Source organism: Mammaliicoccus sp. Dog046, from assembly GCF_034039665.1.
Taxonomy (GTDB): Bacteria; Bacillota; Bacilli; order Staphylococcales; family Staphylococcaceae; genus Mammaliicoccus.
This window is the reverse complement of the sequence record NZ_CP120131.1, coordinates 1654853-1681375: the sequence shown is the minus strand read 5'-3', so window position 1 is coordinate 1681375 and position 26523 is coordinate 1654853. Positions and strand designations below refer to the sequence as shown.

At 33.0% G+C, this 26523-nt stretch carries 25 protein-coding genes; 24 read left to right on the top strand and 1 reads right to left on the bottom strand.

Annotation, left to right across the window (positions count from 1 at the left end):
• Window positions 1–70 precede the first annotated feature (70 nt).
• Window positions 71–1060 carry a YdcF family protein gene (locus tag P3U32_RS08345; protein ID WP_323702672.1) on the top strand — a complete coding sequence of 330 codons (990 nt, stop codon included), beginning with the start codon at window positions 71–73 and terminating at the stop codon, window positions 1058–1060.
• Window positions 1061–1394: 334 nt separating this feature from the next.
• On the opposite strand, the gene P3U32_RS08340 is transcribed toward P3U32_RS08345, so the two are convergent.
• Window positions 1395–1841: an N-acetyltransferase gene (locus P3U32_RS08340; RefSeq protein ID WP_323702671.1), complete on the bottom strand. Its 447-nt coding sequence runs from the start codon at window positions 1839–1841 to the stop codon at window positions 1395–1397.
• 135 nt (window positions 1842–1976) lie between these two features.
• Here P3U32_RS08340 and bshC point away from each other — a divergent pair, with 135 nt between their 5' ends.
• The 23 genes from bshC (at window position 1977) to P3U32_RS08225 (ending at window position 26522) form a co-directional block, all read left to right on the top strand.
• Window positions 1977–3593, top strand: coding sequence for a bacillithiol biosynthesis cysteine-adding enzyme BshC (gene bshC / locus P3U32_RS08335; RefSeq protein ID WP_323702670.1), 1617 nt, complete (start codon window positions 1977–1979; stop codon window positions 3591–3593).
• A gap of 145 nt (window positions 3594–3738) precedes the next feature.
• Entirely contained in the window at window positions 3739–4170 is a 432-nt protein-coding gene (gene mraZ, locus P3U32_RS08330) for a division/cell wall cluster transcriptional repressor MraZ (RefSeq protein ID WP_323702669.1), read from the top strand.
• A gap of 11 nt (window positions 4171–4181) precedes the next feature.
• Complete coding sequence (gene rsmH, locus P3U32_RS08325) at window positions 4182–5117, top strand: 16S rRNA (cytosine(1402)-N(4))-methyltransferase RsmH (protein ID WP_323702668.1); 936 nt, start codon at window positions 4182–4184, stop codon at window positions 5115–5117.
• Between the two features lie 19 nt (window positions 5118–5136).
• On the top strand, window positions 5137–5517 hold the full coding sequence (ftsL, locus tag P3U32_RS08320; protein ID WP_323702667.1) for a cell division protein FtsL: 381 nt from the start codon (window positions 5137–5139) through the stop codon (window positions 5515–5517).
• The gene (locus P3U32_RS08315; RefSeq protein ID WP_323702666.1) at window positions 5504–7687 is read left to right on the top strand and encodes a penicillin-binding protein; all 2184 of its coding nucleotides are present in this window, start codon (window positions 5504–5506) and stop codon (window positions 7685–7687) included. The genes ftsL and P3U32_RS08315 overlap by 14 nt, the downstream gene beginning before the upstream one ends.
• A 98-nt stretch (window positions 7688–7785) precedes the next feature.
• Window positions 7786–8751, top strand: coding sequence for a phospho-N-acetylmuramoyl-pentapeptide-transferase (gene mraY / locus P3U32_RS08310; protein WP_323702665.1), 966 nt, complete (start codon window positions 7786–7788; stop codon window positions 8749–8751).
• A gap of 1 nt (window position 8752) precedes the next feature.
• Window positions 8753–10102, top strand: coding sequence for a UDP-N-acetylmuramoyl-L-alanine--D-glutamate ligase (gene murD / locus P3U32_RS08305; RefSeq protein WP_323702664.1), 1350 nt, complete (start codon window positions 8753–8755; stop codon window positions 10100–10102).
• A gap of 25 nt (window positions 10103–10127) precedes the next feature.
• Window positions 10128–11072: a cell division protein FtsQ/DivIB gene (locus P3U32_RS08300; protein ID WP_323702663.1), complete on the top strand. Its 945-nt coding sequence runs from the start codon at window positions 10128–10130 to the stop codon at window positions 11070–11072.
• A gap of 108 nt (window positions 11073–11180) precedes the next feature.
• Complete coding sequence (gene ftsA / locus P3U32_RS08295) at window positions 11181–12560, top strand: cell division protein FtsA (RefSeq protein ID WP_323702662.1); 1380 nt, start codon at window positions 11181–11183, stop codon at window positions 12558–12560.
• 28 nt (window positions 12561–12588) lie between these two features.
• On the top strand, window positions 12589–13746 hold the full coding sequence (gene ftsZ, locus P3U32_RS08290) for a cell division protein FtsZ (protein WP_323702661.1): 1158 nt from the start codon (window positions 12589–12591) through the stop codon (window positions 13744–13746).
• Between the two features lie 59 nt (window positions 13747–13805).
• Complete coding sequence (gene pgeF, locus P3U32_RS08285) at window positions 13806–14597, top strand: peptidoglycan editing factor PgeF (protein WP_323702660.1); 792 nt, start codon at window positions 13806–13808, stop codon at window positions 14595–14597.
• Between the two features lie 8 nt (window positions 14598–14605).
• Window positions 14606–15277 (top strand): YggS family pyridoxal phosphate-dependent enzyme, encoded by a 672-nt coding sequence (locus tag P3U32_RS08280; protein ID WP_323702659.1) that lies wholly within the window; start codon window positions 14606–14608, stop codon window positions 15275–15277.
• 11 nt (window positions 15278–15288) lie between these two features.
• Window positions 15289–15888, top strand: coding sequence for a cell division protein SepF (locus tag P3U32_RS08275; RefSeq protein ID WP_323702658.1), 600 nt, complete (start codon window positions 15289–15291; stop codon window positions 15886–15888).
• Between the two features lie 12 nt (window positions 15889–15900).
• A complete protein-coding gene (locus P3U32_RS08270; RefSeq protein ID WP_323702657.1) occupies window positions 15901–16197 on the top strand; it encodes a YggT family protein in 297 nt (98 codons plus the stop codon).
• A 75-nt stretch (window positions 16198–16272) separates the two neighbouring features.
• Window positions 16273–17046, top strand: a complete 774-nt coding sequence (locus tag P3U32_RS08265; protein WP_323702656.1) for a YlmH family RNA-binding protein — start codon at window positions 16273–16275, stop codon at window positions 17044–17046.
• Window positions 17047–17064: 18 nt separating this feature from the next.
• The gene (locus tag P3U32_RS08260) at window positions 17065–17652 is read left to right on the top strand and encodes a DivIVA domain-containing protein (RefSeq protein ID WP_323702655.1); all 588 of its coding nucleotides are present in this window, start codon (window positions 17065–17067) and stop codon (window positions 17650–17652) included.
• A 198-nt stretch (window positions 17653–17850) separates the two neighbouring features.
• A complete protein-coding gene (ileS, locus tag P3U32_RS08255; RefSeq protein ID WP_323704860.1) occupies window positions 17851–20601 on the top strand; it encodes an isoleucine--tRNA ligase in 2751 nt (916 codons plus the stop codon).
• A 153-nt stretch (window positions 20602–20754) separates the two neighbouring features.
• Window positions 20755–21234, top strand: a complete 480-nt coding sequence (gene lspA, locus P3U32_RS08250; RefSeq protein ID WP_323702654.1) for a signal peptidase II — start codon at window positions 20755–20757, stop codon at window positions 21232–21234.
• Entirely contained in the window at window positions 21231–22154 is a 924-nt protein-coding gene (locus tag P3U32_RS08245; protein WP_323702653.1) for an RluA family pseudouridine synthase, read from the top strand. Before lspA ends, P3U32_RS08245 begins: the two co-directional genes overlap by 4 nt.
• Before the next feature lie 214 nt (window positions 22155–22368).
• On the top strand, window positions 22369–22896 hold the full coding sequence (gene pyrR / locus P3U32_RS08240; RefSeq protein WP_323702652.1) for a bifunctional pyr operon transcriptional regulator/uracil phosphoribosyltransferase PyrR: 528 nt from the start codon (window positions 22369–22371) through the stop codon (window positions 22894–22896).
• Between the two features lie 140 nt (window positions 22897–23036).
• The gene (locus tag P3U32_RS08235) at window positions 23037–24338 is read left to right on the top strand and encodes a solute carrier family 23 protein (RefSeq protein ID WP_323702651.1); all 1302 of its coding nucleotides are present in this window, start codon (window positions 23037–23039) and stop codon (window positions 24336–24338) included.
• Between the two features lie 19 nt (window positions 24339–24357).
• Complete coding sequence (locus P3U32_RS08230) at window positions 24358–25260, top strand: aspartate carbamoyltransferase catalytic subunit (RefSeq protein WP_323702650.1); 903 nt, start codon at window positions 24358–24360, stop codon at window positions 25258–25260.
• A complete protein-coding gene (locus tag P3U32_RS08225; protein WP_323702649.1) occupies window positions 25248–26522 on the top strand; it encodes a dihydroorotase in 1275 nt (424 codons plus the stop codon). The genes P3U32_RS08230 and P3U32_RS08225 overlap by 13 nt, the downstream gene beginning before the upstream one ends.
• The last annotated feature ends 1 nt before the right edge of the window (window position 26523 follow it).

Here is a 26523-nt window from a genome sequence, read left to right as displayed (position 1 = left end):
TTTAAAATGATGTATATTCGTTGTGATAGTGATATAATTTTTTATACTTAAAGGAGTGGAGGTGACAAGCATGTTAATAACGGTGAGTTTGCTCATTTTGTTTATTATTAGTTATGTAATAGAGTTTAGAGAGTACAAAAACATTTTCATATTAGGTGCATGGATAATTGCGCTTTTAAGTAGTATATTTTTTGGAATGGTAGTTCCTCAATTACAACTAAATATGAATATAAATTATTTACTCATGGGCAATATTGTTTATAGTTTAATCATCATCGTGATCATGTTGTTGTCACTTTTAAATACTAAAAAGAAAATTGCTAATGAAGGTAAAGTTGTAACGAATACTATCGTCTTAGGCTACGGGATATTTATTCTATTTAACTTTCTAGTCATAATATTTAAACCATATATCTTTGTAGATTGTCTAAATGGTTTGATATTAATCTTATTGTCGTTCACATTTTATTATTTTAATCTGATATTTATATTGCATAACTTGTACACGTGGATTATTAATCGTGTATCTAAAAAGCATAATAGTGAATTTATCATTGTTTTAGGTGCTGGTCTTATCGAAGGAAAAGTGACACCGTTGCTTCAAGCAAGATTAGATAAGGCTATAAAAATAAAACAGAGCAATCCGGAAGCATTGATCATTGTTAGTGGAGGTCAAGGACCTGATGAAATGATTAGTGAAGCTGAAGCAATGAAGAATTATTTATTAGAACAAGGTATAAACATTGAAGATATCATTTTAGAAAATCAATCTACGAATACTAGTGAAAACCTAATGTATTCTATGAAGATAATGAAGAAGTTTAAGAAAAATCCAATTGTAACGATAGTGACGAGTCATTTTCATGTATTGCGAGCAGCATGTTTATCGAAAGAATTAAAAATAAATGCCAATATATTTGGTGGTTCATCAAAGTATTATTTTTATCCCAATGCATATATTAGAGAATGTTTTGCTTTAATGTATATGTATTTAAAGACACATATTATTGTGATTATCATCTTGCTTGCGATAATCATTACGTATACTTTGATGAAATAGTGTCGACAAAGTCATTTACTTTGTCGGCATTTTTTTGCACATGCTGTTCTTGCAGGAGTCAGTACAAAAAATGCTTGAGACTTGTGTCTAACGAGATAGTTCTGGGAAACAATCTCGTTAGCGGGTGAAATGAGTACCCAAAAGCCTGAATGAACTATATAAAGTAGAAAAATAAAGCTCTAACGAGATAGTTATAGAAAACAATCCTGTTAGAAATTTTAACGAGATAGTTCTGGGAAACAATCTCGTTACCGAATTTATACTATATAAAAAGTATTTGGACAAAGCAAAAGAGACTAGGACATTTGTCCTAGTCTCTTATTTTATTTACATTTTATTTTTCTGGTGTCCAAATAACAATGTCTTCACCAGATTGATTTTGTTGTTCAATATCTTTAAAACCATGATTTAAGAAGAAATCTTTCGACTGATTACGTGCGATACATTTTATTGGTAAGTCGAATTTCTTAGCATAGTCTAATAATTGAATACCATATCCTCTGTCTTGATAATCTTTTAAAACTTCTAATTTCCATAAGATAAGGTAGTCATTAAATTCTGGAAAATACGTTTTTTCAACTTCATCTTGTTGATATAAACACATTCTAGCAACGAGTTTATCCCCTACGTAGATACCGTAAAATGGTGAATCTGAACTAGCATCAATCATTTTACCTTTTAATTCTTCTACCATATATAAACCTTCGTTACCGAAGTTTCTGAAGTGTTCAAAATCTTCTTCAGTTTTATAATTAATTTGTAAATGTTCTACTTTTGACATGATTATCCCCCTTGTTCTTTTTCTTAATTATACTTCATTTGTAATAAATTTTAAATTATAAGCCGTTAAATTGTTTTATTTACCTACAATCTTTATACTATTAGTAGTAATTAATTTTGAAGGAGAAAGACTCGTATGGACTGTAAGAAAACGATTATTGATCAACAAAATAGTTTTATTGATAGATATACAAATCATAGTGAAGAAATATTGAACTTTTATGAATATAAACCTGGGAGTCAAAATGACTTTGAACAACGTGCTCGCACAGAAGCTAATGGTAGAGAATCAGAGCTGGCAGATGTAATAGAAAGTTATATGTCTGATCTAGATTTAACTGAAACTCAAAAGGATCATTTAGAACAGATTCGTGGAGGGCATAAAGTTGTTATAGGGGGACAACAAGCTGGTTTGTTCACAGGACCACTGTATACATTTCATAAAATGGTTTCTATTATAGTATTGGCTAAAGAACAGAGTGAAAAATTAAATACACCAATTGTTCCAGTATTCTGGATTGCTGGAGAGGATCATGACTTTGATGAAGTAAATCATACATATGTTTATGATCGTATTTCGCGTCAGTTGAATAAAGTGAAATACAGTACGATGGAGCCGCCAGAGAAAAGTGTGTCGCAGTATTCATTTGATAAAGATCTTATCATTAATGCATTAAATGAGTTGTTCAGACATATTGGGGAAACGTCGCATTCTAAAGATGTTAGGCATATGGTAAATAAAGCCATTGAAACTTCAGAATCGTGGAGTGATATATTTAAACACATTACTCACGATGTATTTAAGGAGCAAGGTTTATTATTAATTGATGCGAGTTACTCAAAATTAAGAAAATTAGAAGTACCAATGTTTAAAAAAATGATAGAGCATAGTGCACAAGTAGATGAATCGTTTAGAAAAACACAGGATGATTTTTCTAAAGTTATTAACAAACGCATGATTTTGACAGATAGTAATGTTCATTTGTTTTATGATTACAATGAAAAAAGACAATTACTTATGTTTGAGGATAATGAATTTTATTTAAGCAAAGATACGGATGTAAGATTTACGAAAGATGAACTCTTGTCATTAGTAGAAACATATCCAGAGAGATTCTCAAATAATGTTGTTACTCGACCAGTGATGGAAGAATATTTATTTAATACATTAAGTTTTGTCGGTGGGCCGAGTGAAATTATTTATTGGGGTGAACTGAAGGAAGTCTTTAACACGCTTGATATAGAAATGCCAATCGTCATACCACGAATGAGAATCAGTTATTTAACTCAAGAAAGCAAAAAATGTCTTGAGAAATATAATATTGATTTAGATCATGTGTTAATAAATGGTGTTGCACAAGATAAAGAACGTTTTATTAGGGAAAAAGCATCTGATGACGTCTTGAGAGAAATTGAAGAAATGAAAGATTCTCAAAAATCATTCCACCAAAGATTAATTGAAGAAATTGGAGACGGTTACCAAAATAGAAAATTAATCGAAAAGAACAATCAAATTCACCAGCATCAATATCAGTATTTAATAGATCGCTACTTATTAAATGTTGAAAGAGAAAATGAAATAAGTATGAGACATTTTGAAATCGTGGAGCATACGTTACACCCTCACCACGGGTTACAAGAAAGAGTGTGGAATCCGGTTCAATTATTGAATCAATTTGGGATGAGTATGTTCAGTCCCTCCACTTATCCACCACTTAGTTATACATTTGAACATATAACCATTGAACTCTAGTCATATAAAGGTTTAACACCCAATTTACGAAATCGTAAATTGGGTGTTTTTTTGTCTAATTACACAAATTTTAAGAAAACTTGTATAAATAGTGGAGGATTGTGGGGGAATGTGGTAAATTATAAATAAGGCGAGGTGAGATAAAATGTTCATGGGTGAATACCAACATCAATTGGATACAAAAGGGCGTATGATTGTGCCTTCTAAATTCAGATATGATTTGAATGAACGTTTTATTATTACTAGAGGCCTTGATAAATGTTTGTTTGGTTACACGCTTGACGAATGGGCGCGCATCGAAGAAAAACTCAAAACCTTACCTATTACAAAAAAAGATGCACGTAAATTCATGAGAATGTTCTTCTCAGGCGCTATAGAAGTTGAATTAGACAAACAAGGACGTATCAATATTCCTCAAAATTTAAGAAGTTACGCTAATTTAAGTAAAGAATGTACTGTAATTGGTGTATCTAACAGAATTGAAATTTGGGATAGAGCTACGTGGAATGATTTTTATGATGAATCTGAAGACAATTTTGAGGACATTGCAGAAGATCTCATTGATTTTGATTTTTAGGAGTGAATTAAATGTTTCATCACGTATCCGTACTATTAGAAGAAACAGTAAATAAATTAGACATAAAACCCAATGGTACATACGTAGATTGTACATTAGGTGGAGCAGGGCATAGTTTATACCTTGTTCAACAATTAAATGACAATGGTCGACTGATCGCAATTGACCAAGATGAAACAGCAATTGAACATGCAAAAGATATTTTAAAGGATCATATTCATAAAGTAACTTTTGTGCAAGATAACTTTAGAAATTTAGAATATATATTAGAAGACCTACATATTAGTGAAGTAGACGGTGTACTTTATGATCTTGGTGTATCTAGTCCGCAATTGGACACACCTGAAAGAGGATTCAGTTATCATTACGATGCAAAATTAGATATGCGTATGGATCAATCGCAACCTTTATCTGCATACGAAGTGATTAATGAATGGTCATATGAACAACTTGTGAAAATCTTTTTTAGATATGGTGAAGAAAAATTTTCTAAGCAAATCGCGAGAAAGATAGAAGCAAGAAGAGAACAAGTACCTATAGAAACGACTTTCGAATTAGTGGATTTAATAAAAGAAGGTATTCCTGCTGCGAAACGTAGAAAAGGTGGACATCCTGCCAAACGTGTATTCCAAGCAGTGAGAATTGCAGTTAATGATGAATTAGGTGCATTTGAAACGTCGATTGAAGCAGCAATACAAAATGTTAAAGTTGGCGGAAGAATTTCTGTAATTACATTCCATTCTTTAGAAGATCGTTTGTGTAAACAAGTCTTTCAAGAATATGAAAAAGGGCCAGACGTACCAAGGGGAATTCCGGTAATACCAGATGAGTACAAACCGAAATTAAAACGTGTTAACAAAAAACCAATCGTTTCTGATGAACAAGAACTTGAGCAAAATAATCGAGCGAGAAGTGCGAAATTACGAGTAGCAGAAATATTGAAGTAAGCAGAGGAGTGGCAATTGAATGGCAGTAGAAAGAGTATATCCAAATTATAGACCTAATGAGTGGCAAGAGCCACAATTCGAACCGCAGAAGAAAAAGGTAACGAAGACCAAAGTTGTTGGTATTTCTAGAATCGAAAAAATCGTATACATATCACTTATAACTATGATTGCGTTAATAAGTATTTATATGCTATCTTTAAAAATGGATGCGTACAATAGTAAAACTCAAATTGCAGAATTAGACAATAAAATTGCACAACAGCAAACAACAAACAGTGATTTGAAGACGGAATCAATGAAGCAATCGTCATATGAACGCATCTACGACAAAGCTAAAGACTACGGTCTTAAGTTGAATAATGACAATGTAAAGGTAGTGCGTAGTGATGCCCAAAATTAAAATAAAGAAAAATAAAATAGGAGCAGTCCTCTTAGTAAGCTTTTTCGGACTGCTCTTTTTTATATTGGCCGTTAGATATTCATATCTAATGATAAGTGGTCATTCCGGTGGGGAAGATTTAGCTTATCGTGCGAGTGAAAAGTATTTAAGACAGTCAGTAGCAGAACCAGAAAGAGGTAAGATTTATGATAGAAATGGTAAAGTATTAGCTAAAGATACAGATAGCTATAAACTGGTTGCCATTTTAGATAAAAAAATGAGTGAAGGTAGTAAAAAGCCAAGACACGTTGTAGATAAGAAGAAAACTGCAAAAGCAGTATCTAAAGTCCTTAAAATGGACGAAGATGAAGTGCTAAAAAGATTGAAAACAAAAAATGCATTTCAGGTTGAATTCGGTCAAAAAGGTAAAGATTTAACATTCAAACAAAAAACGACACTTGAAAAGTTAAAATTACCTGGATTAACGTTTGAAAACGAGAAAAAACGATTTTATCCTAATGGTAACTTTGCGTCGCATCTTATTGGATTAGCAGACAAAGACCAAAAAACAAATCAATTAAAGGGTGTTTCAGGAACTGAAAAAACATTCGATAGTTATTTAAGAGGTAAAACAGGTAAAAATTCATACAAACAAGATATTTGGGGCATGCTTATACCGAATAGTGAAGATAACATAGATGCTAAAAATGGTGACGATGTTCATTTAACAATCGATTCTAATATACAAGTCTTTGTCGAAAATTCACTTGATGAAATGGTAGATAGATATAAACCAGAAGATGTCTTTGCTGTTGTTATGGATGCAAAAACTGGTGAAATATTAGGTTACAGTCAACGCCCAACGTTTAATCCTGATACAAAAGAAGGATTCGGCAAAAAATGGGCAAATGACCTTTATCAAAACACGTATGAGCCAGGGTCAACATTTAAAACATATGGACTGGCTGCTGCAATAGAAGAAGGTAAATTCGATCCTAATAAGAAATTTAAATCTGGTCATAGAGATATTGATGGATTTAAGATTTATGACTGGAATGATGATGGTTGGGGTAATATCCCAATGACAACAGGGTTCACTTATTCTGCAAATACACTTATGATGAGATTGCAAGATTTAGTAGGTGAAGATAAAGCTAAGGCTTACTATGAGAAATTTGGATTTGGTAAAAAGACAGGTGGTTTATATGATAGCGAAGCACCTGGGCATATTGCATTTGATAATGAACTTCAAAGAAAAACATCTTCATTCGGACAGTCTACAACTGTGACACCTGTGCAGATGTTGCAAGCAGAGACGGCTATATTAAATCAAGGAAACATGTTAGAACCATACTATGTGAAGTCCATTGAAAATAAACAATCAAATGAAACCATTAAAGAAGGTAAGAAGAAAGTTGTCGGTAACCCGATTTCTAAAGATACAGCTAAGAAAACGATGCATGAACTAGACAATGTAGTAAATAGTAAAGAAAGTCATGCGACAAACTATAAAATTGATGGTTATCGTGTAGCTGGTAAAACGGGTACTGCACAAGTACCTGACACTAAAAATGGTGGTTATGTTAATGGAGCGAATCCATACTTCGTAAGTTTCATGGGATATGCACCAGCTAAAGATCCACAAGTAGTGGTTTATGCTGGTATGTCACTTGCTAAAAAACGTGATTTAGAAGCTTATGAATACGGTGTATCTAGAGCTTTCAATCCTATAATGGAAAACACATTGAAATATTTAAATGTTGAAGCAACAGATAAAAAAGTGAAATCAAACGTGGCTGAAGTACCTGATGTAGTTAATTCAAATACTCAAAAGGCAACTGACACGATAAAAGGTAAGAAATTAGAACCCGTTGTCATTGGACAAGGTGATAAAATTACGAAACAGTTACCGCTTAAAGGTAAAAATGTAGAAGATAAAGAAAAAATATTGCTCGTAACGGATGGTGAATTAACGATGCCAGCAACTGAAAATTGGACGAAGAGAGATCTGTTGAAATTGGAAGAAGCTACGGGTATCAAAGTTGAAACTGAAGGTACAGGTTACGTTACTGAACAATCTGTCGAAGAGAATGCAACAATCAAATCTGGGGACAAAGTGAAGTTTAAATTATCGAGTCCTCATCCAAACGGCGATTCATCTATAGGGCAAGTATCTGATACATCATCTTAAAAAAGGTGTTAATGGAAAGTTAAAAATGAAAGGCTTCGAGGTTGAAAGAAAAGGTTTCAACCTCTACCGATAAAAAATAAAAGAAAAGGTGAACGATTATGAATTTTACGCTACCTGTCATTGCGTTTTTATTGACTTTAATTCTCGTACCAGTGTTAATACCTACACTGAAAAAAATGAAATTTGGTCAAAGTATTAGAGAAGAAGGTCCAAAGAGTCATATGAAAAAAACAGGCACACCAACTATGGGAGGGCTAACGTTTTTACTATCAACAATCTTAGTGACAATTATAGCGTTGTTCTACGTAGATCAAGTTGGTCCACTTATTCTCCTGTTATTTGTGACGATTGGCTTCGGATTAATTGGATTTATTGATGACTATATCATCGTTGTAAAGAAAAATAATCAAGGATTAACAAGTAAACAAAAATTCTTTGCACAAATTGGTATTGCAGTTGTATTTTATATCGTGAGTGTGATTTTACCGAATTACGATTTTGATACTTCTGTTAATATTCCATTTACTGATTGGTCATTACCGTTATCAGTTTTCTATATTATCTTCATTGTCTTTTGGCAAGTTGGATTTAGTAATGCAGTTAACTTAACAGATGGTTTAGATGGATTAGCTACTGGCTTATCAATCATCGCTTTCGCATATTATGCAGTCTTATCATTTATATTAGACAAACCTGAAATAGGTTTATTCTGTTTAGTTATGTTAGCAAGTTTAGTTGGATTTTTAATTTATAATAAATATCCGGCTAAAGTATTTATGGGTGACACAGGTAGTTTGGCATTAGGTGGTATATTTGCAACAATCTCTATTATGTTAAACCAAGAAATAACATTATTACTTGTAGGTCTAGTGTTCGTTATCGAGACACTTTCAGTAATGTTACAGGTTACATCATTCAAACTTACGGGTAAAAGAATATTTAAAATGAGTCCATTGCATCACCACTTTGAATTAGTAGGTTGGAGTGAGTGGAAAATTGTACTCGTATTCTGGGGTGCTGGAATTGTTACAGGTGCAATCGGTTTATGGATAGGAGTTATGTAAAATGAAAACATATGATGATTTGCAAGGTAAAGATGTATTAATTTTAGGGTTAGCAAAAAGTGGATATGAAAGTGCAAAATTATGCCATAAATTGGGAGCTAATGTTGTCGTAAACGATGGTAAAGACATCTCAAAAGATCCTCATGCAGTGGAATTACAGGAGTTAGGTATTGAAGTAATCGGTGGGGAACATCCAATGTCGTTATTAAATAATCGACCTTTAATCGTTAAAAACCCAGGCATACCTTATCATATTCCTTTGTTAGAAGAAGCGGTTAAGCAAGGTCTAGATATCATTACTGAAGTAGAACTAAGTTTCTATATTTCAGAGGCACAAATTATAGGTATCACGGGTACTAATGGTAAGACAACTGTAACTTCACTAATTGGTGATATGTTCGGGAATAGTAAAGTAAATGGACACGTTGCTGGTAATATTGGCGTCGTTGCATCAAAAGTTGCACAAGAAGTGAAATCTGATGAATATTTAATAACAGAATTATCTTCGTTTCAATTGTTAGGTACAATTCAATATAAACCACATATCGCGATTGTTACGAATATATATTCAGCACATTTAGATTATCATGGTAATCTTGAAGAATATCAAAAAGCTAAAAAAAATATTTTTAGTAATCAGACAGAAGAAGATTATTTGATCTTTAATTATGAACAGCGACACCTTATAAATAAAGATGAAATAAAATCTAAAATATTATACTTTTCAACAGAACAACAAGTTAACGGCATTTACATAGAAGATGATTATGTCGTATGTAATGGAATACGTATTATTCATGTGAATGATATTGTACTGCCTGGTAAACATAATTTGGAAAATGTATTAGTTGCTGTACTTGCTGCAGTGTTATCTGGTGTAGATATAAAATCAATCGTACATACATTGACAACATTCTCAGGCATTAAGCATCGCTTACAATATGTCGGCAATAATCGAGGGAATAAGTATTATAATGATTCTAAAGCTACAAATACACTTGCAACTAGATTTGCCTTAAGTTCATTTAGATCGCCTATTATCTGGTTATGTGGTGGATTAGATCGTGGTAATGATTTTGATGATTTAATTCCTTATATGGATAATGTGAGATTGATGGTTACTTTTGGTGAAACAAAAGATAAATTAAATGCTTTAGGTGCAAGTCAAGGGAAAGAAATCATTCAAGCAACAGATGTCAAAGATGCTGTAGATAAGATACAGAGTATTATTCACCCGAATGATGTTGTTTTATTATCTCCTGCATGCGCGAGCTGGGATCAATACGATACGTTCGAAGCGCGAGGAGATGCATTTATTGAAAGCTTCCAAAAACATCTACCAACTTTCTAAATTTGTGTAAAAAGGAGTGACAACCGTGAATAAAAGTTCTGAAAATCATGAAGATGTATTACAATTTGAAACGTCTACAGATGATGAACGTTTGAAAAAGTTAAGAATGAAAAGAAAACGTAGCCGTCAAATTCAATTAGGGATCTTCATAGGTGTCATTCTCTTTGTTATTCTAATTGTGCTATATATGTTCACAGATATAAGTAAAGTTGACAAAGTTGATATTAAGGGTGAAAAACTTGTTGCTAAATCTGACATTAAAAAAGCACTCAATATTAAATCGGACTCACGCATTTACAATCTGCCAATAAGTGATATGAAATCAAAAATTGAAAAGTACGAGGGTGTCAAAAATGTCGAAATTAAAAGGCATTTTCCAAATGATCTTACTGTAGAAGTTAAAGAGTACGAGACGGTCGGTTTAATTAAAAAGAAAAAAGGGTATGAACCTCTGTTGGAAAATGGGTCAACAGTAAAAAACCTTTCAACAGATTTACCAATAGATGTTCCTATATTAAATGATTTTAGTTCGAAAAAATTAGATAAAGTAATACCTGAATTAAGCAAAGTAAAACCAAATGTGAGATCGATGATTTCCGAAGTTAATTATAAACCCGGAAAGAATAATCAAAATAGAATTCAGTTCTTTATGACAGATGGTGTAGAAATTATTGGTGATATTCAAACTTTTGCGAAAAAAATGAATTATTATCCTAGTATTTCTGATAAATTAGAGAGAGACAACTCAGGCCAATTAAAAACACCTGGGTATATTGATTTCCAAGTCGGTGCGACTTTCTTACCTTATGAAACGAAAGAACAACAAAAAGAACGTACTGATAAAGAAACTAAGCAAGAAGAAAGTACAAAAACTGAACACAAAAAGCTAGACCAAGCATTGCAAGATTTATCTAAAGAAATCGATAAATCAGATGAAGAAACAAAAAAAGATAAAAAAACGGAAGAATAAGTAAAAAATCAATAAATAAACATATAATTAGTTCACATTAAATCGACTATCATGTAAACTAATAATAGTGTAAATTTGATTATCATGTGTTAGAGGAGGTGCCTATCGATGGAAGAGCATTATTATATTAGTTTAGATATAGGTTCATCGAGTGTAAAAGTAATAGTAGGAGAAAAATTTCATAATGGCATTAACGTGATAGGTACAGGGCATACGTATACAAATGGCGTTAGAAATGGTTGTATCGATGATTTTGATATAGCTAAACAAGCTATTAAAGACACTATTAAGAAAGCAGCAATTGCTTCTGGTGTTGATATAAAAGAAGTCTTTTTAAAAATGCCTATCGTGAATACTGAAATATACGACGAGAAATTTGAAATACCTTTTGAAGGAACTGAAACTGAAATAAACGGAAGTCATATTGAATCTGTTTTAGAAGGCATAAGAGATTTAAATGATATCCCTGAAACAGAAGTCATTGGTGTATTTCCAGTTAAATTTATTGTTGATGATTTACATGAAGTATCTGACCCTAAAGAAATGGTTGCAACTCAATCATTGAAAGTAGAGGCAGGAGTTATTGCTACATCTAAATCTCAGTTAATAAATATAATTAAATGTGTAGAGTCATGTGGAGTAGATGTGTTAGAAGTATTCTCTGATGCTTATAACTATCAATCTGTATTGTCTCCAACAGAAGTAGAATTAGGCGCATGTGTCATTGATATTGGTGAAGATTTAACGCAAGTAGGTTTCTATGAAAGAGGAAATCTTGTAGATGCGGATACAATTGAAATGGCTGGTAGAAGTATAACAACAGATATCGCTAAATCATTAAATACTACATATGACAATGCTGAGAAAATTAAACAACAATATGGGCATGCTTTTTATGATTCAGCATCAGATCAAGATGTCTTTAGTGTTGAGCAAGTCAACGAAGATGGACATGCACAATTCACGCAAAAAGAATTAAGTGAAATTATTGAGTCACGTGTTGAAGAAATTTTCTTTGAAGTATTTGATTTGTTACAAGAAATGGGTATCACAAATGTAAATGGTGGTTTTGTTGTTACTGGTGGTACTTCAAATTTACTTGGTATCAAAGAATTGTTACAAGATATGGTTAATGAAAAGGTACGTGTACATACACCGTCACAAATGGGTATACGCAAGCCTGAATTCACTTCAAGTATATCTACGATATCTAGTGGGGTTGTCTTTGATGAGCTACTAGATTATGTTACAATGAATAATTATGATGCAGATAATATTGAAGAAGAAACATATGAAGACGTAAATCAAGAAACTAAAGCTAAGCCTTACGAACAATGGTTTAAAAAGAAAACAAATAAAGAGAAAAACAATGACGCAAAAGCTTCAAATTCTGGTGAGGAACAATACTCCGAAGCAACTCATGATTCGGAAAATCAAGAAGAGAAGCCAAGTGTATTGAAAAAACTAATGAAATCGTTATTTGATTGATGGGTCATAAAGATTAGGAGGATATTAAATGTTAGAATTTGAGCAAGGGTTTAATCATTTAGCTACATTAAAAGTAATAGGTGTTGGTGGCGGAGGTAACAACGCTGTTAACCGTATGATAGATCATGGTATGAACAATGTTGAATTTATTTCAATTAACACAGATGGTCAAGCATTAAATTTATCAAAAGCTTCATCTAAAATTCAAATTGGTGAAAAATTAACACGTGGTTTAGGCGCTGGAGCTAACCCTGAAATTGGTAAAAAAGCTGCAGAAGAATCACGTGAACAAATAGAAGATGCAATCCAAGGTGCGGATATGGTATTCGTAACTGCTGGTATGGGAGGCGGAACTGGTACTGGTGCTGCGCCTGTAGTTGCTAAAATTGCAAAAGAAATGGGTGCATTAACAGTAGGTGTTGTAACTCGTCCATTTAGCTTTGAAGGACGTAAACGTCAAACACAAGCTGCTGCTGGTGTAGAATCTATGAAAGCTGCTGTTGATACATTAATCGTTATCCCTAATGATCGTTTATTAGATATCGTTGATAAATCAACACCAATGATGGAAGCATTTAAAGAAGCTGATAATGTATTACGTCAAGGGGTACAAGGTATCTCAGATTTAATCGCAGTTTCTGGGGAAGTTAACTTAGACTTTGCCGATGTTAAGACAATCATGTCTAACCAAGGTTCAGCATTAATGGGTATTGGTGTTTCATCTGGTGAAAACAGAGCAATTGAAGCAGCTAAAAAAGCTATTTCATCTCCATTATTAGAAACTTCAATCGTTGGAGCTCAAGGTGTGTTAATGAATATTACTGGTGGAGAATCTCTATCATTATTCGAAGCACAAGAAGCAGCAGATATCGTCCAAGATGCAGCTGATGAAGATGTAAATATGATTTTCGGTACTGTAATTAATCCAGAGTTACAAGATGAATTAGTAGTTACAGTTATCGCAACAGGTTTCAATGACAAACCTTCTAATGCACGTAAACCACAATCTGGTGGCGCATTTGGTGGAAACACAGAAGAAACTGTTTCAAATAGAGAAGAAGGTGAATCACTAGGTAGAAAAGCTTCATTTGATAATCAACCTACAAATGAATCAACTGATGATAGTGATATTCCAAGTTTCATTAGAAATAGAGAAGATAGACGCTCTAGACGCTCTAGAAGATAAATGAACTTTAAAAGTCATCAGGCTCAGACCTGATGGCTTTTTTTAATAGGAGAGATGAAATGAAAGAGATCTTTAGTCGTCAAAAACATTATTTATCTTGTGATATCGATGGACATGATGATATAACACTTGGTATAACAACACGCCATAATGGATTAAGTCTTTATCCGGAAAAAGCTTTTAATATGGCTAGATACATCGATGATGAACCTGATAATATTACACAACATCAAGAGATATTAGCTAAAGAAATTGATTTTAAACGTGAGGATTGGGTTTTTCCGATTCAAACTCATGAAAATCATGTGAAAGAAGTGCGAAGTTCAGATAAAGGTACTAATATTCGGGAATTAACAAATGAATTACATGGCATTGACGGATTATTCACTTATGAACCTGATTTATTATTAACAATGTGCTTTGCTGATTGTGTCCCAATTTATTTGTATGATGTAAATGAATCATATGTTGGTTTATGTCATGCAGGTTGGAGAGGCACGCATTCACAAATAATTAAAGAAATGATCGCGCAATATAAAGGCGATATATCTCAACTTAGAATTGTTATCGGACCATCAACATCAAATAGTTATGAAATAAATAACGATATTTATTTGAAATTCAAGACATTACCTATTAATTCAGAATTATATATTGAACAACGTGGGCATGATAGATATGGCATTGATTTGAAATTGGCAAATGAATTATTGGCGATTCATTACGGCATTGATCCAAAACATATAATTAAATCTCAACATTGTACGGCTAGCGAAACGGATTTATTCTTTTCTTATAGAGAAGAAAAGGGTAATACTGGTAGGATGCTAGCTTTCATAGGTAGAAAGTAGGGAATCTGGTGAAATCTGTTAAAGAAAACTTAAAAAAAATTCAGACACAAATTTGTGACAGTACTGAGAAATCAGCATTTGAAACAGTACCTAAAGTGATTGTTGTGACAAAATATGTTACAATAGAGCGAGCTAAAGAAGCTTATGAATCAGGTTTGAGAAACTTTGGTGAGAATAGAATTGAAGGTTTCTTAGAAAAGAAAAAACATTTACCTGATGATGCTGTTATGCATTTTATAGGTTCTTTACAAACACGTAAGGTAAAAGATATCATCAATGATATTGATTACTTACATGCTTTAGATAGAATGAAACTTGCACAAGAAATAAATAAACGTGCAAACCAAGTTGTTAAATGTTTTGTACAAGTGAATGTATCTGGTGAATCATCTAAACATGGTATATCTCCAGAGGAAGTCATTCCTTTTATACAAGAACTTGAAAATTATGAACAAATTCAAATAGTCGGCTTAATGACTATGGCACCTTTAACAGAAGATAAAGATAAATTAAGAGAATATTTTAATCAACTAAGGGAAATAAGAGATAAAGTACAATTATTAAACGTAGCACATGCACCATGTACAGAATTGTCTATGGGTATGAGTAATGACTTTAATGAAGCAATTTTAGAAGGTGCTTCTTACGTGAGAATTGGTACAAAATTAGTTGGTGAATAGGAGTGTAAATTATGGCGATTAAGGACGTTTTTAAAGGTTTCTTCATAGTAGATGAAGAGGAAGAAGTATATGAAGAACCACAAAGAGAATCACAAAGAGAACCACAACGTGAACAAAATCATACACCACAACAAGAGTCAGTATCACAAGAGAAGAAGACGAAACAACAATCAATAAAAAGTGTACCTACTCAACAAACAAATACGACAAGGTATCAGTCACAACGCTCTCGTGATTTTAAAAAACCTGAAAGGAAAGAGGCTATGACTGAAAAACGTACAAATTCATCACAAACAAATGTTGTTAGCATGAGTGGAAATATGGATTTTGCGCAAAGTTCAAAAATGTGCTTGTTTGAGCCTAGAGTATTTTCAGATACTCAAGATATTGCAGATGAATTGAAAAATAGAAGAACAACATTAGTGAACTTACAACGTATTGATAAAGTATCAGCTAAACGCATCATTGATTTCTTAAGTGGAACAGTTTATGCGATTGGTGGAGATATTAGACGAGTAGGGACAGATATATTCTTATGTACACCAGATAATGTTGAAGTAGCGGGATCAATTACTGAGCAATTAGAACAAGTTGACCCTTATCAAGAATAGAGGTAAATGAATATGGATAGCGGATTATTAAGTACGATTTTAGGATTCATTTTATTCCTAGTTAAAATCTATCAATATGGCATGATTATTTATTTCCTTACATCTTGGTTACCAGGTGTAAGAGAAGGTGCATTCGGTCAATTTTTAGGGAAAATATATGAACCATACTTAGAACCATTTAGAAGAATCATACCGCCATTAGGTATGCTAGATATTTCTTCAATTGTTGCATTTTTAACATTAGGCTTATTCTATATGGGGCTAATTCAGATATTTAATATTTTTGCAAATGTAGTGCCAATATTATAGTATAGCAACAGTCGATTGATTAGGGTGAGACGTTAAATGTCACATCCTATTTTTTATATAATTAGAGGTGTAAACATGGATATATATCAACACTTTAGAAAAGAAGAAAAAGAAGACATTGATTTATTTATTAATAAATGTGAAATAGCGGATAGGAATTATCAGCCTGTATTAACGGACTTCTTAGATCCAAGAGAACAATTTATATTAAAAACAATAGTTGGCAGATTTGATACATTAGAAGTGCATTTTTTTGGTGGAGACGAACAATCTGAAAGAAAACGAGCTATTGTTGCACCTGATTATTTCACACCTTCAGAAGAAGATTATGAAATGGTGCTCATTGAATTAAAGTACCCATCAAAATTTGTGAATCTAACTCATAGAAATATACTAGGGACAATCATGTCACTTGGAATTGATCGAAATCAATTAGGTGATATTATAGTGAATGATCGCATACAGTTTATTTTGACAAAAAGATTTGAATCATATATTATGTTGGAACTAACAAAGATCAAAGGTGCAGGAATCAAATTGAGTACTATTCCTTTTGAAAATATGATACAATCAAATGAGCATTGGTTGACGCATGATGTGACTGTGAGCGCGTTGAGACTGGATGTAATAGTAAAACATATTACTAATACGAGCAGAGCTTTGAGTAAGAAACTTATTGAAGGTAAACGTGTTAAAGTTAATCATCGGGAAATTGATGCAGTAGACTTTATAGTCGAAGAGAATGATTTGCTGTCAATTAAAGGTTATGGTCGAGCAGTGATTGTAGCTAATAATGGCGAATCTAAAAAAGGTAAGTTACGAATAACATATAGAACATTGTTTAAATAGTGCTGAGGAGGAAAACTGATGGCATTTACCCCAGAGGATATCAAACAAAAAGAATTCAGTAGAGTTCACAAAGGTTTAGATGAAACAGAAGTAAGACAATATTTACAAACTTTAAGTGATGAAATCGAAAAGTTAAAATCTGATAAAGAACAACTGCAAACATTAATTAATGATAAAGATGAAAATATTAATCGTTTCAAAGCGGTTGAGAATACTATTTCAGATGCACTTGTTCAAGCTCAAAAAGCTGGAGAAGAAACGAAACATACAGCTGTATTAAAAGCAGATGCAATTGTTAAAGAAGCAGAAGGACGCTCTGATCAAATTATTAATGATGCACTTCAAAAAGCGCGTCATATCAGTTTCCAAACTGAAGATATGAAGAGACAATCTAAAGTGTTCCGTTCACGCTTCCGTATGTTAGTTGAAGCGCAATTAGACTTATTAAAAAATGATGATTGGGATTATTTATTAAATTATGATGTCGACCAACAAAAAGTTACTGAAGAAAATATTGACATTTTGAATAAAGAAGACGAAAATAATCAAGAGAAGATAAATAATGAAGTAGTAAATAATGAAGAGGACAAGTCTTCAAAGGAATGAATTGATTAGCGAGTTAGGGAGAGTGAAAGCCTAGCGAATTCACCTTTTTAGATATCACCTGTTCAGAAAAAACATATATGTAATTTGAGTGAACTCTAAGTTGAGTTAATAAGGGTGGTACCGCGATTTAAATCGTCCCTGTTATTTCAACTTAGAGTTTTTTTACTTTAATTTAAATGATGAAGGAGTATGAGAATGATGGACTACAAAGATACGTTGTTAATGCCTAAGACTAGTTTTCCTATGAGAGGTGGCTTACCTAATAAAGAGCCGCAAATTCAAGAGGAATGGAAAGAGAAAGATTTATATAATAAAATTTTAGAAAAAAATAAAGGTAATAAACCATTCATCTTACATGATGGCCCTCCATATGCAAATGGTAATTTGCACATGGGACATGCTTTAAATAAAATTTTAAAAGACATCATCGTTAGACAAAAAGCGATGTCAGGATATTACACACCTTACGTTCCTGGTTGGGATACGCACGGTTTACCAATTGAACAAGCGTTAACAAATAAAGGTGTAAAACGAAAAGAAATGTCAATCGCAGAATTCCGTAAAAAATGTGAAGCTTTTGCGTTAGAACAAATTGAATTACAGAAAGCCGATTTTAAACGATTAGGTGTAAATGGTGATTGGAATAATCCTTATATTACTTTGAAACCAGAATTTGAAGCGGCACAAATTAGAGTATTTGGTGAAATGGCAGCTAAAGGTTTAATCTATAAAGGTAAAAAACCAGTTTATTGGTCACCTTCAAGTGAATCATCATTAGCTGAAGCTGAGATTGAATACCAAGATAAAAAGTCTCCATCAATCTATGTAGCATTTAATGTTGTAGATGGTAAAAATGTCGTTGACGAAGATGCAGCGTTTATTATTTGGACAACAACACCTTGGACAATTCCTTCAAATGTAGCGATTTCTGTGAATCCTACATTGACATATGTTCAAGTTAATATTGAAGGTAAAAAATATATAGTAGCTGAAGCATTACTTGATGCAGTATGTGAATCATTAGAATGGAATAAAGAGACAGTAGTCATTGAAAAATCATTTAAAGGTTCAGATTTAGAATATGTAACTGCACAACATCCATTTATCGACCGTACGTCATTACTTATTTTAGGTGATCATGTAACTACTGATGCTGGTACAGGTTGTGTTCATACAGCGCCTGGTCATGGTGAAGATGACTATGTTGTTGGTCAAAAATATGGTCTAGATGTAATTAGTCCAATTGACGATAAAGGTGTATTTACTGAAGAAGCTGGAGAATTTGCTGGTCAATTTTATGATAAAGCAAACAAAACAATTACTGAGAAATTAGAAGAAGTAGGTGCGTTACTTAAACTTACATTCTTCACACACTCATATCCACATGATTGGAGAACTAAAAAACCAGTTATCTTTAGAGCGACTGAACAATGGTTTGCTTCAATTAGTAAAGTAAGACAAGATATCCTAGATGCAATTGATACGACTAAGTTCAAAATCGATTGGGGTAAAACACGTCTTTATAACATGATTAGAGATAGAGGCGAATGGGTAATTTCTCGTCAAAGAGTTTGGGGTGTACCATTACCTGTATTCTATGCAGAAAATGGCGAAATCATCATGACAGAAGAAACAATTAGTCATGTTGCAGACTTATTTGAAGCGAACGGTTCTAATATCTGGTTTGAAAGAGAAGCAAAAGAATTATTACCTGAAGGATTTACACATGAAGGAAGTCCTAATGGAGAATTCACAAAAGAAACAGATATCATGGATGTTTGGTTTGATTCAGGCTCTACACACCGTGGTGTACTTGAAACAAGACCAGAATTATCATATCCAGCAGATATCTATTTAGAAGGTAGTGACCAATATAGAGGTTGGTTTAACTCTTCAATCACAACTTCTGTAGCAACTAAAGGCATCTCACCATACAAAATGTTATTATCTCATGGTTTCGTAATGGACGGTGAAGGTAAAAAAATGAGTAAGTCATTAGGAAATGTTATCGTACCAGATAAAATCGTAAAACAAATGGGTGCAGACATTGCTAGACTATGGGTGAGTAGCGTAGATTATTTAGCAGATGTGCGTATTTCAAATGATATTTTAAAACAAACATCAGATGTATATCGTAAAATCAGAAATACATTCCGTTTCTTATTAGGAAATGTAAATGATTTTAATCCAGCAGTAGATAGTGTGAAATATGAAGATATGCTTGAAATTGACCAATATATGCACAATAGATTGAATCAATTTATTGGACGTACGTTATCACATTATGAAGCATTCGATTATTTAGATATTTATCAAGATATCCAAAACTTTATCAATGTTGAATTAAGTAACTTCTATTTAGACTACGGTAAAGATATTTTATATATTGAACAAGCAGATGCATTAAAACGTCGCAGTATGCAAACAGTATTGTATGAAACATTAGTTAAATTAACTAAAATACTTGCCCCAATCATTCCACATACTGCTGAAGAAATTTGGGGACATATTCCACATGTTGAAGAAGAAAGTGTACATTTATCAAACATGCCTAATCCACATGAAGTTGATACGGAATTAGTTGAAAAATGGACGCAACTTATGAAACTCAGAGACGATGTAAACAGAGCATTAGAAGTTGCTCGTAATGAGAAAGTCATTGGTAAATCATTAGAAGCACATATCACACTTACAAATTCAGCTGACTTTGCTAGCGTTGAATTCTTAAATCAATTTGTTGATTTACAACAATTATTTATTGTATCAAAAGTTGATCTAGTAGATGAATTAACTGATGGTGAAGAATATGAATATGTTAAAGTGAAAGTTGAACATGCTTCAGGCGAAAAATGTCAACGTTGTTGGAATTATTCAGATGAACTTGGTTCAGTAGGCGAACTAGATCATTTATGTCCACGTTGTCAATCAGTCGTACAAACACTTATTTAAAGTGATAACACCTATTTTTCAAAGATAGTCCTTCACACTTTGAAGTCTATCATTGAAAGATAGGTGTTTTATTTTTGCCATTATTATATGCCGTCTCTTTAACATAAGGGGTGTGTTATGTGGTAAAATAGTCAAGATTGGAGTGAATAAAAGATGCGTAAAGGATACAATATTCCTATATGGAGTACTTTTATATTAATATTAATTATATTTGATCAACTTACTAAGTTTCTAATAGTGAAATCTTTAGAAGTTGGTGAATCGGTAAAAGTAATCAATCACATTATCTATATAACTTCTCATAGAAATCAAGGTGCAGCGTGGGGTATCTTGCAAGGAAAAATGTGGTTATTTTATATTGTTACAATTGTTGTGCTTGTCATATTAATTGTGTTCTTTAAGAACGAAGGTTACGGTAAACCATTAACTCAACTTGGATTGAGTTTACTTATTGCGGGTTCAATAGGTAATTTTATTGATCGTTTATTTAGAGGTGAAGTTGTAGATTTTGTAGATACATATATATTTGGATATAATTTCCCTATATTTAATGTCGCGGATGCATCTTTAACGATAGGTGTAATTGTTTTAATATTAGTAATTTTATTTGAAAGTAAGGAGGAAAAAGCTTGAATACATTTGAATTTAAGATAGAAACAGAAAATGAAAAAGGCGTAAGAATAGATAAAATATTACCAGAATTAAATCCGGATTGGTCACGAAATCAAATTCAAGATTGGATTAGATTAGGATTGGTTGAAGTAAATGGCAAGGTAATCAAAGCGAATTATAAAACGAAGTTAAACGATGTTATCGTTGTAACAGAAAAAGTCGTAGAAGAAGTAGATATCGTTGCAGAAGATTTAGGTATTGAAATTTACTACGAGGACAAAGACGTTGCTGTCGTTTATAAACCTAAAGGCATGGTTGTTCACCCTGCACCGGGTCATTATACTGGGACTTTAGTGAATGGACTTATGCATGAAATTCAAGATTTATCAGGTATTAATGGCGAAATTAGACCAGGTATTGTGCATAGAATTGATAAAGATACATCAGGTTTATTGATGATTGCTAAAAATGATATCGCACACAGAGGTCTTGTAGATCAATTAGTTGAGAAAACGGTAACGAGAGAATATACAGCTTTAGTTCACGGTAATATCCCTCATGAATTTGGTACTGTTGATGCACCAATCGGAAGAAATCCGAAAGAGCGTCAAGAAATGGCAATTGTAGATGATGGCAAAGAAGCAGTAACACATTTCAATGTCATTGAAAAATTCGAAAAATATACATTAGTAAATTGCCAATTAGAAACAGGAAGAACTCATCAAATTAGGGTACACATGAAACATATTGGTTTCCCACTTGTTGGCGATCCTAAATATGGACCGAAAAAGACTTTAAATCTGGATGGCCAAGCACTTCATGCAGGTTTATTAGGATTTGAACATCCAGTTACTGGCGAATATATTGAAAGAGAAGCACCACTTCCAGAATACTTTGAAACGTTACTAGAAAAGTTACGTAACAGAGAAGATAAAAAATAGTCTGAAGTGTAATAATGCTTTATTAATTTAGATAAACCTTTGACATTAGTCGTGAAAAACGATAATATTAATTTAATCAATTTATAAGTCTTTAAGAGACAGTCCAGAGAGGCTGAGAAGACATATTATGTACGTGTGGACCATTCTAATGGTACAAGTATATACCCATGTCTTCTCGAGGACATGGGTATTTTTTTGTGAAAGGAGATTACTAATGGCTGAAAGAATGATTATGGATGATGCAGCGGTAAATCGAGCTTTAACGCGTATGTCACATGAAATATTAGAGAAAAATAAAGGTACGAAAGATATCGTCTTATTAGGTGTCAAAACGAGAGGTGTTTTTCTTGCTAATAGAATTGAAAAGAAAATTCAAACGATTGAGCAAGTGCAAGTGCCAACTGGTGAAATAGATGTGACACATTATAGAGATGATGTGAAAAATCAACAAGACGCAATAAAAGTTAAATCATTTAATATTGATGTAGATATTAATGATAAACATGTAATCATCGTTGATGACGTGTTATATACAGGTAGAACAGTACGCGCTTCATTAGATGCGATATTAGATCACGCTAGACCTAGAAAGATAAGCTTGGCTACACTTGTTGATAGAGGACATCGTGAACTTCCAATAAGAGCAGATTATGTTGGAAAGAATGTACCGACAGCATCAAACGAATCGATTGTTGTTGAACTTGAAGAGTTCGATAATATGACAGCAGTAAAATTAAATTAAATCCTTTTAATTCAGTACGAGAGACTGGCAAAGGAGTATATATGATACAAGATACCTCTATAATTTTTGGGTACTTTTGTATACATAGATCCCTTTGCATATCTTGTGAAGGGATCTTTTTTTGGAATAGGAGAATGAAAATGTCACAAAATGAAGAAATGTTTGAAAGAACAGTAGAACCCATACTAGATGTAAATGAAAAACCAAAACCATCTCAATGGTTCTTCTTAAGTACACAACATTTGTTTGCCATGTTTGGCGCAACAGTACTTGTACCATTTTTAACAGGTTTACCAGTGTCTGCAGCTTTGATTGCATCTGGATTAGGTACATTACTATATATATTAATAACTAAAGGAAAGATTCCAGCATACCTTGGATCGAGTTTTGCGTTTATAACACCCATCATTGTTGGACTTAAAACACATGACTTAGGCGAAATGCTTGTTGCACTATTTATGAGTGGTGTCTTATACGTCATTATTGGCTTCATCATTAAATTGACCGGAACAGATTGGCTGTTGAAATTATTACCACCTATCGTCGTTGGTCCAGTTATCATGGTCATTGGTCTAGGACTTGCACCGGTAGCAGTTAATATGGCGATGTATACAGATTCAAATGCGATGAAAGGTTACAGCGGCATTTATATTACTGTTGCATTAATCACTCTCATTACAACAATATTAGTATCAATATTCTTTAAAGGATTTTTATCCATTATTCCAGTATTAATAGGGATCATTGTTGGATATATATCATCACTGTTATTTGGAATTGTAGATTTAACGAAAATTTCAAAAGCAAGTTGGATTCAAATGCCAGACATATACTTACCGTTTCATGATTACACACCGTCATTACAACTTGGATTGATATTTATTATGTTACCGATTGTTTTCGTAACAGTCAGCGAACATATTGGGCATCAAATTGTTATTAATAAGATTGTTGGAAAGAACTTTTTCAAAGATCCAGGGTTACATCGTTCATTAATTGGTGATGGCGTTTCGACAATGGTGTCATCGATTATCGGTGGACCACCAAGTACGACATATGGTGAAAATATTGGTGTGCTTGCTATTACTCGAATTTATAGTATTTGGGTAATTGGAGGAGCAGCAACGTTAGCATTGATATTAGGCTTTGTAGGTAAATTTACAGCTATGATTTCAACGATTCCTACACCGGTTATGGGTGGCGTATCTATACTACTATTTGGTATTATCGCATCAAGTGGATTAAGAATGCTCATTGAGAATAATATCGATTTTGGTGACAATAGAAATTTAATTATCGCTTCGGTTATTTTAGTGTTAGGTATAGGGAAAGCGCATCTAGATTTTACAGGTATAGGTATTCATTTGAATATAGAAGGTATGGCTTTAGCAGCAACAGTCGGTATATTATTAAATCTTATTTTGCCAAAGAAAATAAAATAATTCTCAGGAGGCGTGTCATTTGAAAAATTTACTAACTATGACGGATCTAACTAAAGAAGATATTTTGAATATAATTACGAAAGCACAAAGCATTAAAGAAAAAGGAATTGAACCTTTTGAAAAAGGAAAAACAATCGCAAATTTATTTTTTGAAAATTCCACACGAACTAAATGCAGCTTTGAAATGGCAGAAAGAAGACTAGGATTAGAAGTCATTCCTTTTGAAACAAGTACATCATCAGTACAAAAAGGTGAGTCATTGTATGACACGTGTAAAACATTAGAATCGATTGGCGTAGATGCGCTCGTTATAAGACATAGTGAGAATGCATACTATGATGAATTAGAACAATTGAATATACCGATTCTCAATGGAGGAGATGGTAGTGGTCAACATCCAACGCAATGTTTACTTGATATGATGACTATATATGAAGAGTTTGGACATTTTGAGGGATTAAAGATTTTGATTTCTGGAGATATAAAAAATTCAAGAGTAGCAAGAAGTAATGCTGAAGCGTTAACGAAATTGGGCGCTGAAGTGATGTTCTCAGCACCAACACAATGGCAGTCAGATTTTTCAAATGTACCATACGTTAACATTGATGAAGTTATTGATAAAGTTGATGTGTGTATGTTACTCAGAGTTCAAAACGAAAGACACGAGGAACATGATACATTAGGTGTAGAAGATTATCATAAAGCATTTGGACTCACTGTTGAACGCTATGACAAATTGCTTGAACATGCAATTGTCATGCATCCAGCACCTGTTAATAGAGGTGTGGAAATAGATTCAACTTTAGTAGAAAGTGAAAAAGCAAGAATATTTAAGCAAATGGAAAATGGTGTTTATATCAGAATGGCTTGTATTTATGATGTACTTAATCACAAGGAGGAGAAAATAAAATGTCACTTATAATCAAAAATGGAAAAATCTTATCTGAGGGTCAACTTGTTAGTAAAGAAATCGAAATAGAAGATGGGAAAATCAAACGCATTGCAGACGAAATTGAAGCAACACAACATGAAATTATTGATGCGAAAGGTCATTTTGTTTCAGCAGGATTTGTAGATGTACATGTTCATTTAAGAGAGCCAGGAGGAGAACATAAGGAAACAATTGAAACTGGAACTAAAGCAGCAGCTAGAGGTGGTTTTACAACAGTTTGTCCAATGCCTAATACGAAACCAGTACCAGATTCTGTTGAACATTTACAACAATTACACAATATCATTGATGAACATGCAGTCGTAAGAGTATTACCATATGCATCAATTACTGTAAGACAAGCTGGTAAAGAGCATGTTGATTTCAAAGCATTAAAAGAATTAGGAATGTTCCAATTTACAGACGATGGTGTAGGGGTACAAACTGCATCAATGATGTATGAAGCAATGAAAGAAGCGGCTAAAATAGATAAAGCGATCGTTGCCCATTGTGAAGACAATTCACTTATATATGGTGGAGCGATGCATGAAGGAAAAAGAAGCCAAGAACTTGATATACCTGGTATTCCTTCTATTTGTGAAGCGGTACAAATCGCAAGAGACGTATTATTAGCTGAAGCAGCAAATTGTCATTATCATGTTTGCCACGTATCGACTAAAGAAAGTGTTAGAGTAATAAGAGATGCTAAAAAAGCAGGTATCAAAGTTACAGCAGAAGTAACACCACACCATTTATTATTGACTGAAGTTGATGTGCCAGGCGATGATGCAATTTATAAGATGAATCCACCTTTAAGAGCAGTTGAAGATAGAGATGCATTAATTGAGGGATTATTGGATGGAACAATAGATTGTATTGCTACTGACCATGCACCACATGCGAAAGAAGAAAAAGAAGTTCCAATGATCGATGCACCATTTGGTATTGTAGGTAGTGAAACAGCATTCCAATTACTTTATACGCATTTCGTTAAAACTGGAAAATTCACTTTAGAACAATTAGTAGCATTTTTAACAACAAAACCAGCTGACACATTTAACTTACCTTACGGAAGACTAGAAGAAGGTAGTTATGCTGATGTGACAATCGTTGACTTAGACACTGAAAAACCAATTCTCGGAGAAGCATTCGCATCTAAAAGTACTAATACACCATTTATTGGAGAAGTTGTATCAGGACATCCAATACTAACAATCTGTAATGGTGAAGTCGTTTTTAAGGAGGAAGTATAAA

Bases quoted from the DNA above. Each gene is read 5' to 3' on its own strand.
- P3U32_RS08260 (WP_323702655.1), top strand. From the start codon at position 17,065: ATGGCATTTACCCCAGAGGATATCAAACAAAAAGAATTCAGTAGAGTT.
- bshC (WP_323702670.1), top strand. From the start codon at position 1,977: ATGGACTGTAAGAAAACGATTATTGATCAACAAAATAGTTTTATTGAT.
- ftsL (WP_323702667.1), top strand. From the start codon at position 5,137: ATGGCAGTAGAAAGAGTATATCCAAATTATAGACCTAATGAGTGGCAA.
- murD (WP_323702664.1), top strand. From the start codon at position 8,753: ATGAAAACATATGATGATTTGCAAGGTAAAGATGTATTAATTTTAGGG.
- mraY (WP_323702665.1), top strand. From the start codon at position 7,786: ATGAATTTTACGCTACCTGTCATTGCGTTTTTATTGACTTTAATTCTC.
- P3U32_RS08315 (WP_323702666.1), top strand. From the start codon at position 5,504: ATGCCCAAAATTAAAATAAAGAAAAATAAAATAGGAGCAGTCCTCTTA.
- P3U32_RS08265 (WP_323702656.1), top strand. From the start codon at position 16,273: ATGGATATATATCAACACTTTAGAAAAGAAGAAAAAGAAGACATTGAT.
- ftsZ (WP_323702661.1), top strand. From the start codon at position 12,589: ATGTTAGAATTTGAGCAAGGGTTTAATCATTTAGCTACATTAAAAGTA.
- ileS (WP_323704860.1), top strand. From the start codon at position 17,851: ATGGACTACAAAGATACGTTGTTAATGCCTAAGACTAGTTTTCCTATG.
- P3U32_RS08235 (WP_323702651.1), top strand. From the start codon at position 23,037: ATGTCACAAAATGAAGAAATGTTTGAAAGAACAGTAGAACCCATACTA.
- P3U32_RS08225 (WP_323702649.1), top strand. From the start codon at position 25,248: ATGTCACTTATAATCAAAAATGGAAAAATCTTATCTGAGGGTCAACTT.
- pgeF (WP_323702660.1), top strand. From the start codon at position 13,806: ATGAAAGAGATCTTTAGTCGTCAAAAACATTATTTATCTTGTGATATC.
- P3U32_RS08345 (WP_323702672.1), top strand. From the start codon at position 71: ATGTTAATAACGGTGAGTTTGCTCATTTTGTTTATTATTAGTTATGTA.
- mraZ (WP_323702669.1), top strand. From the start codon at position 3,739: ATGTTCATGGGTGAATACCAACATCAATTGGATACAAAAGGGCGTATG.
- lspA (WP_323702654.1), top strand. From the start codon at position 20,755: ATGCGTAAAGGATACAATATTCCTATATGGAGTACTTTTATATTAATA.
- rsmH (WP_323702668.1), top strand. From the start codon at position 4,182: ATGTTTCATCACGTATCCGTACTATTAGAAGAAACAGTAAATAAATTA.
- pyrR (WP_323702652.1), top strand. From the start codon at position 22,369: ATGGCTGAAAGAATGATTATGGATGATGCAGCGGTAAATCGAGCTTTA.
- ftsA (WP_323702662.1), top strand. From the start codon at position 11,181: ATGGAAGAGCATTATTATATTAGTTTAGATATAGGTTCATCGAGTGTA.
- P3U32_RS08340 (WP_323702671.1), bottom strand. From the start codon at position 1,841: ATGTCAAAAGTAGAACATTTACAAATTAATTATAAAACTGAAGAAGAT.
- P3U32_RS08275 (WP_323702658.1), top strand. From the start codon at position 15,289: ATGGCGATTAAGGACGTTTTTAAAGGTTTCTTCATAGTAGATGAAGAG.
- P3U32_RS08270 (WP_323702657.1), top strand. From the start codon at position 15,901: ATGGATAGCGGATTATTAAGTACGATTTTAGGATTCATTTTATTCCTA.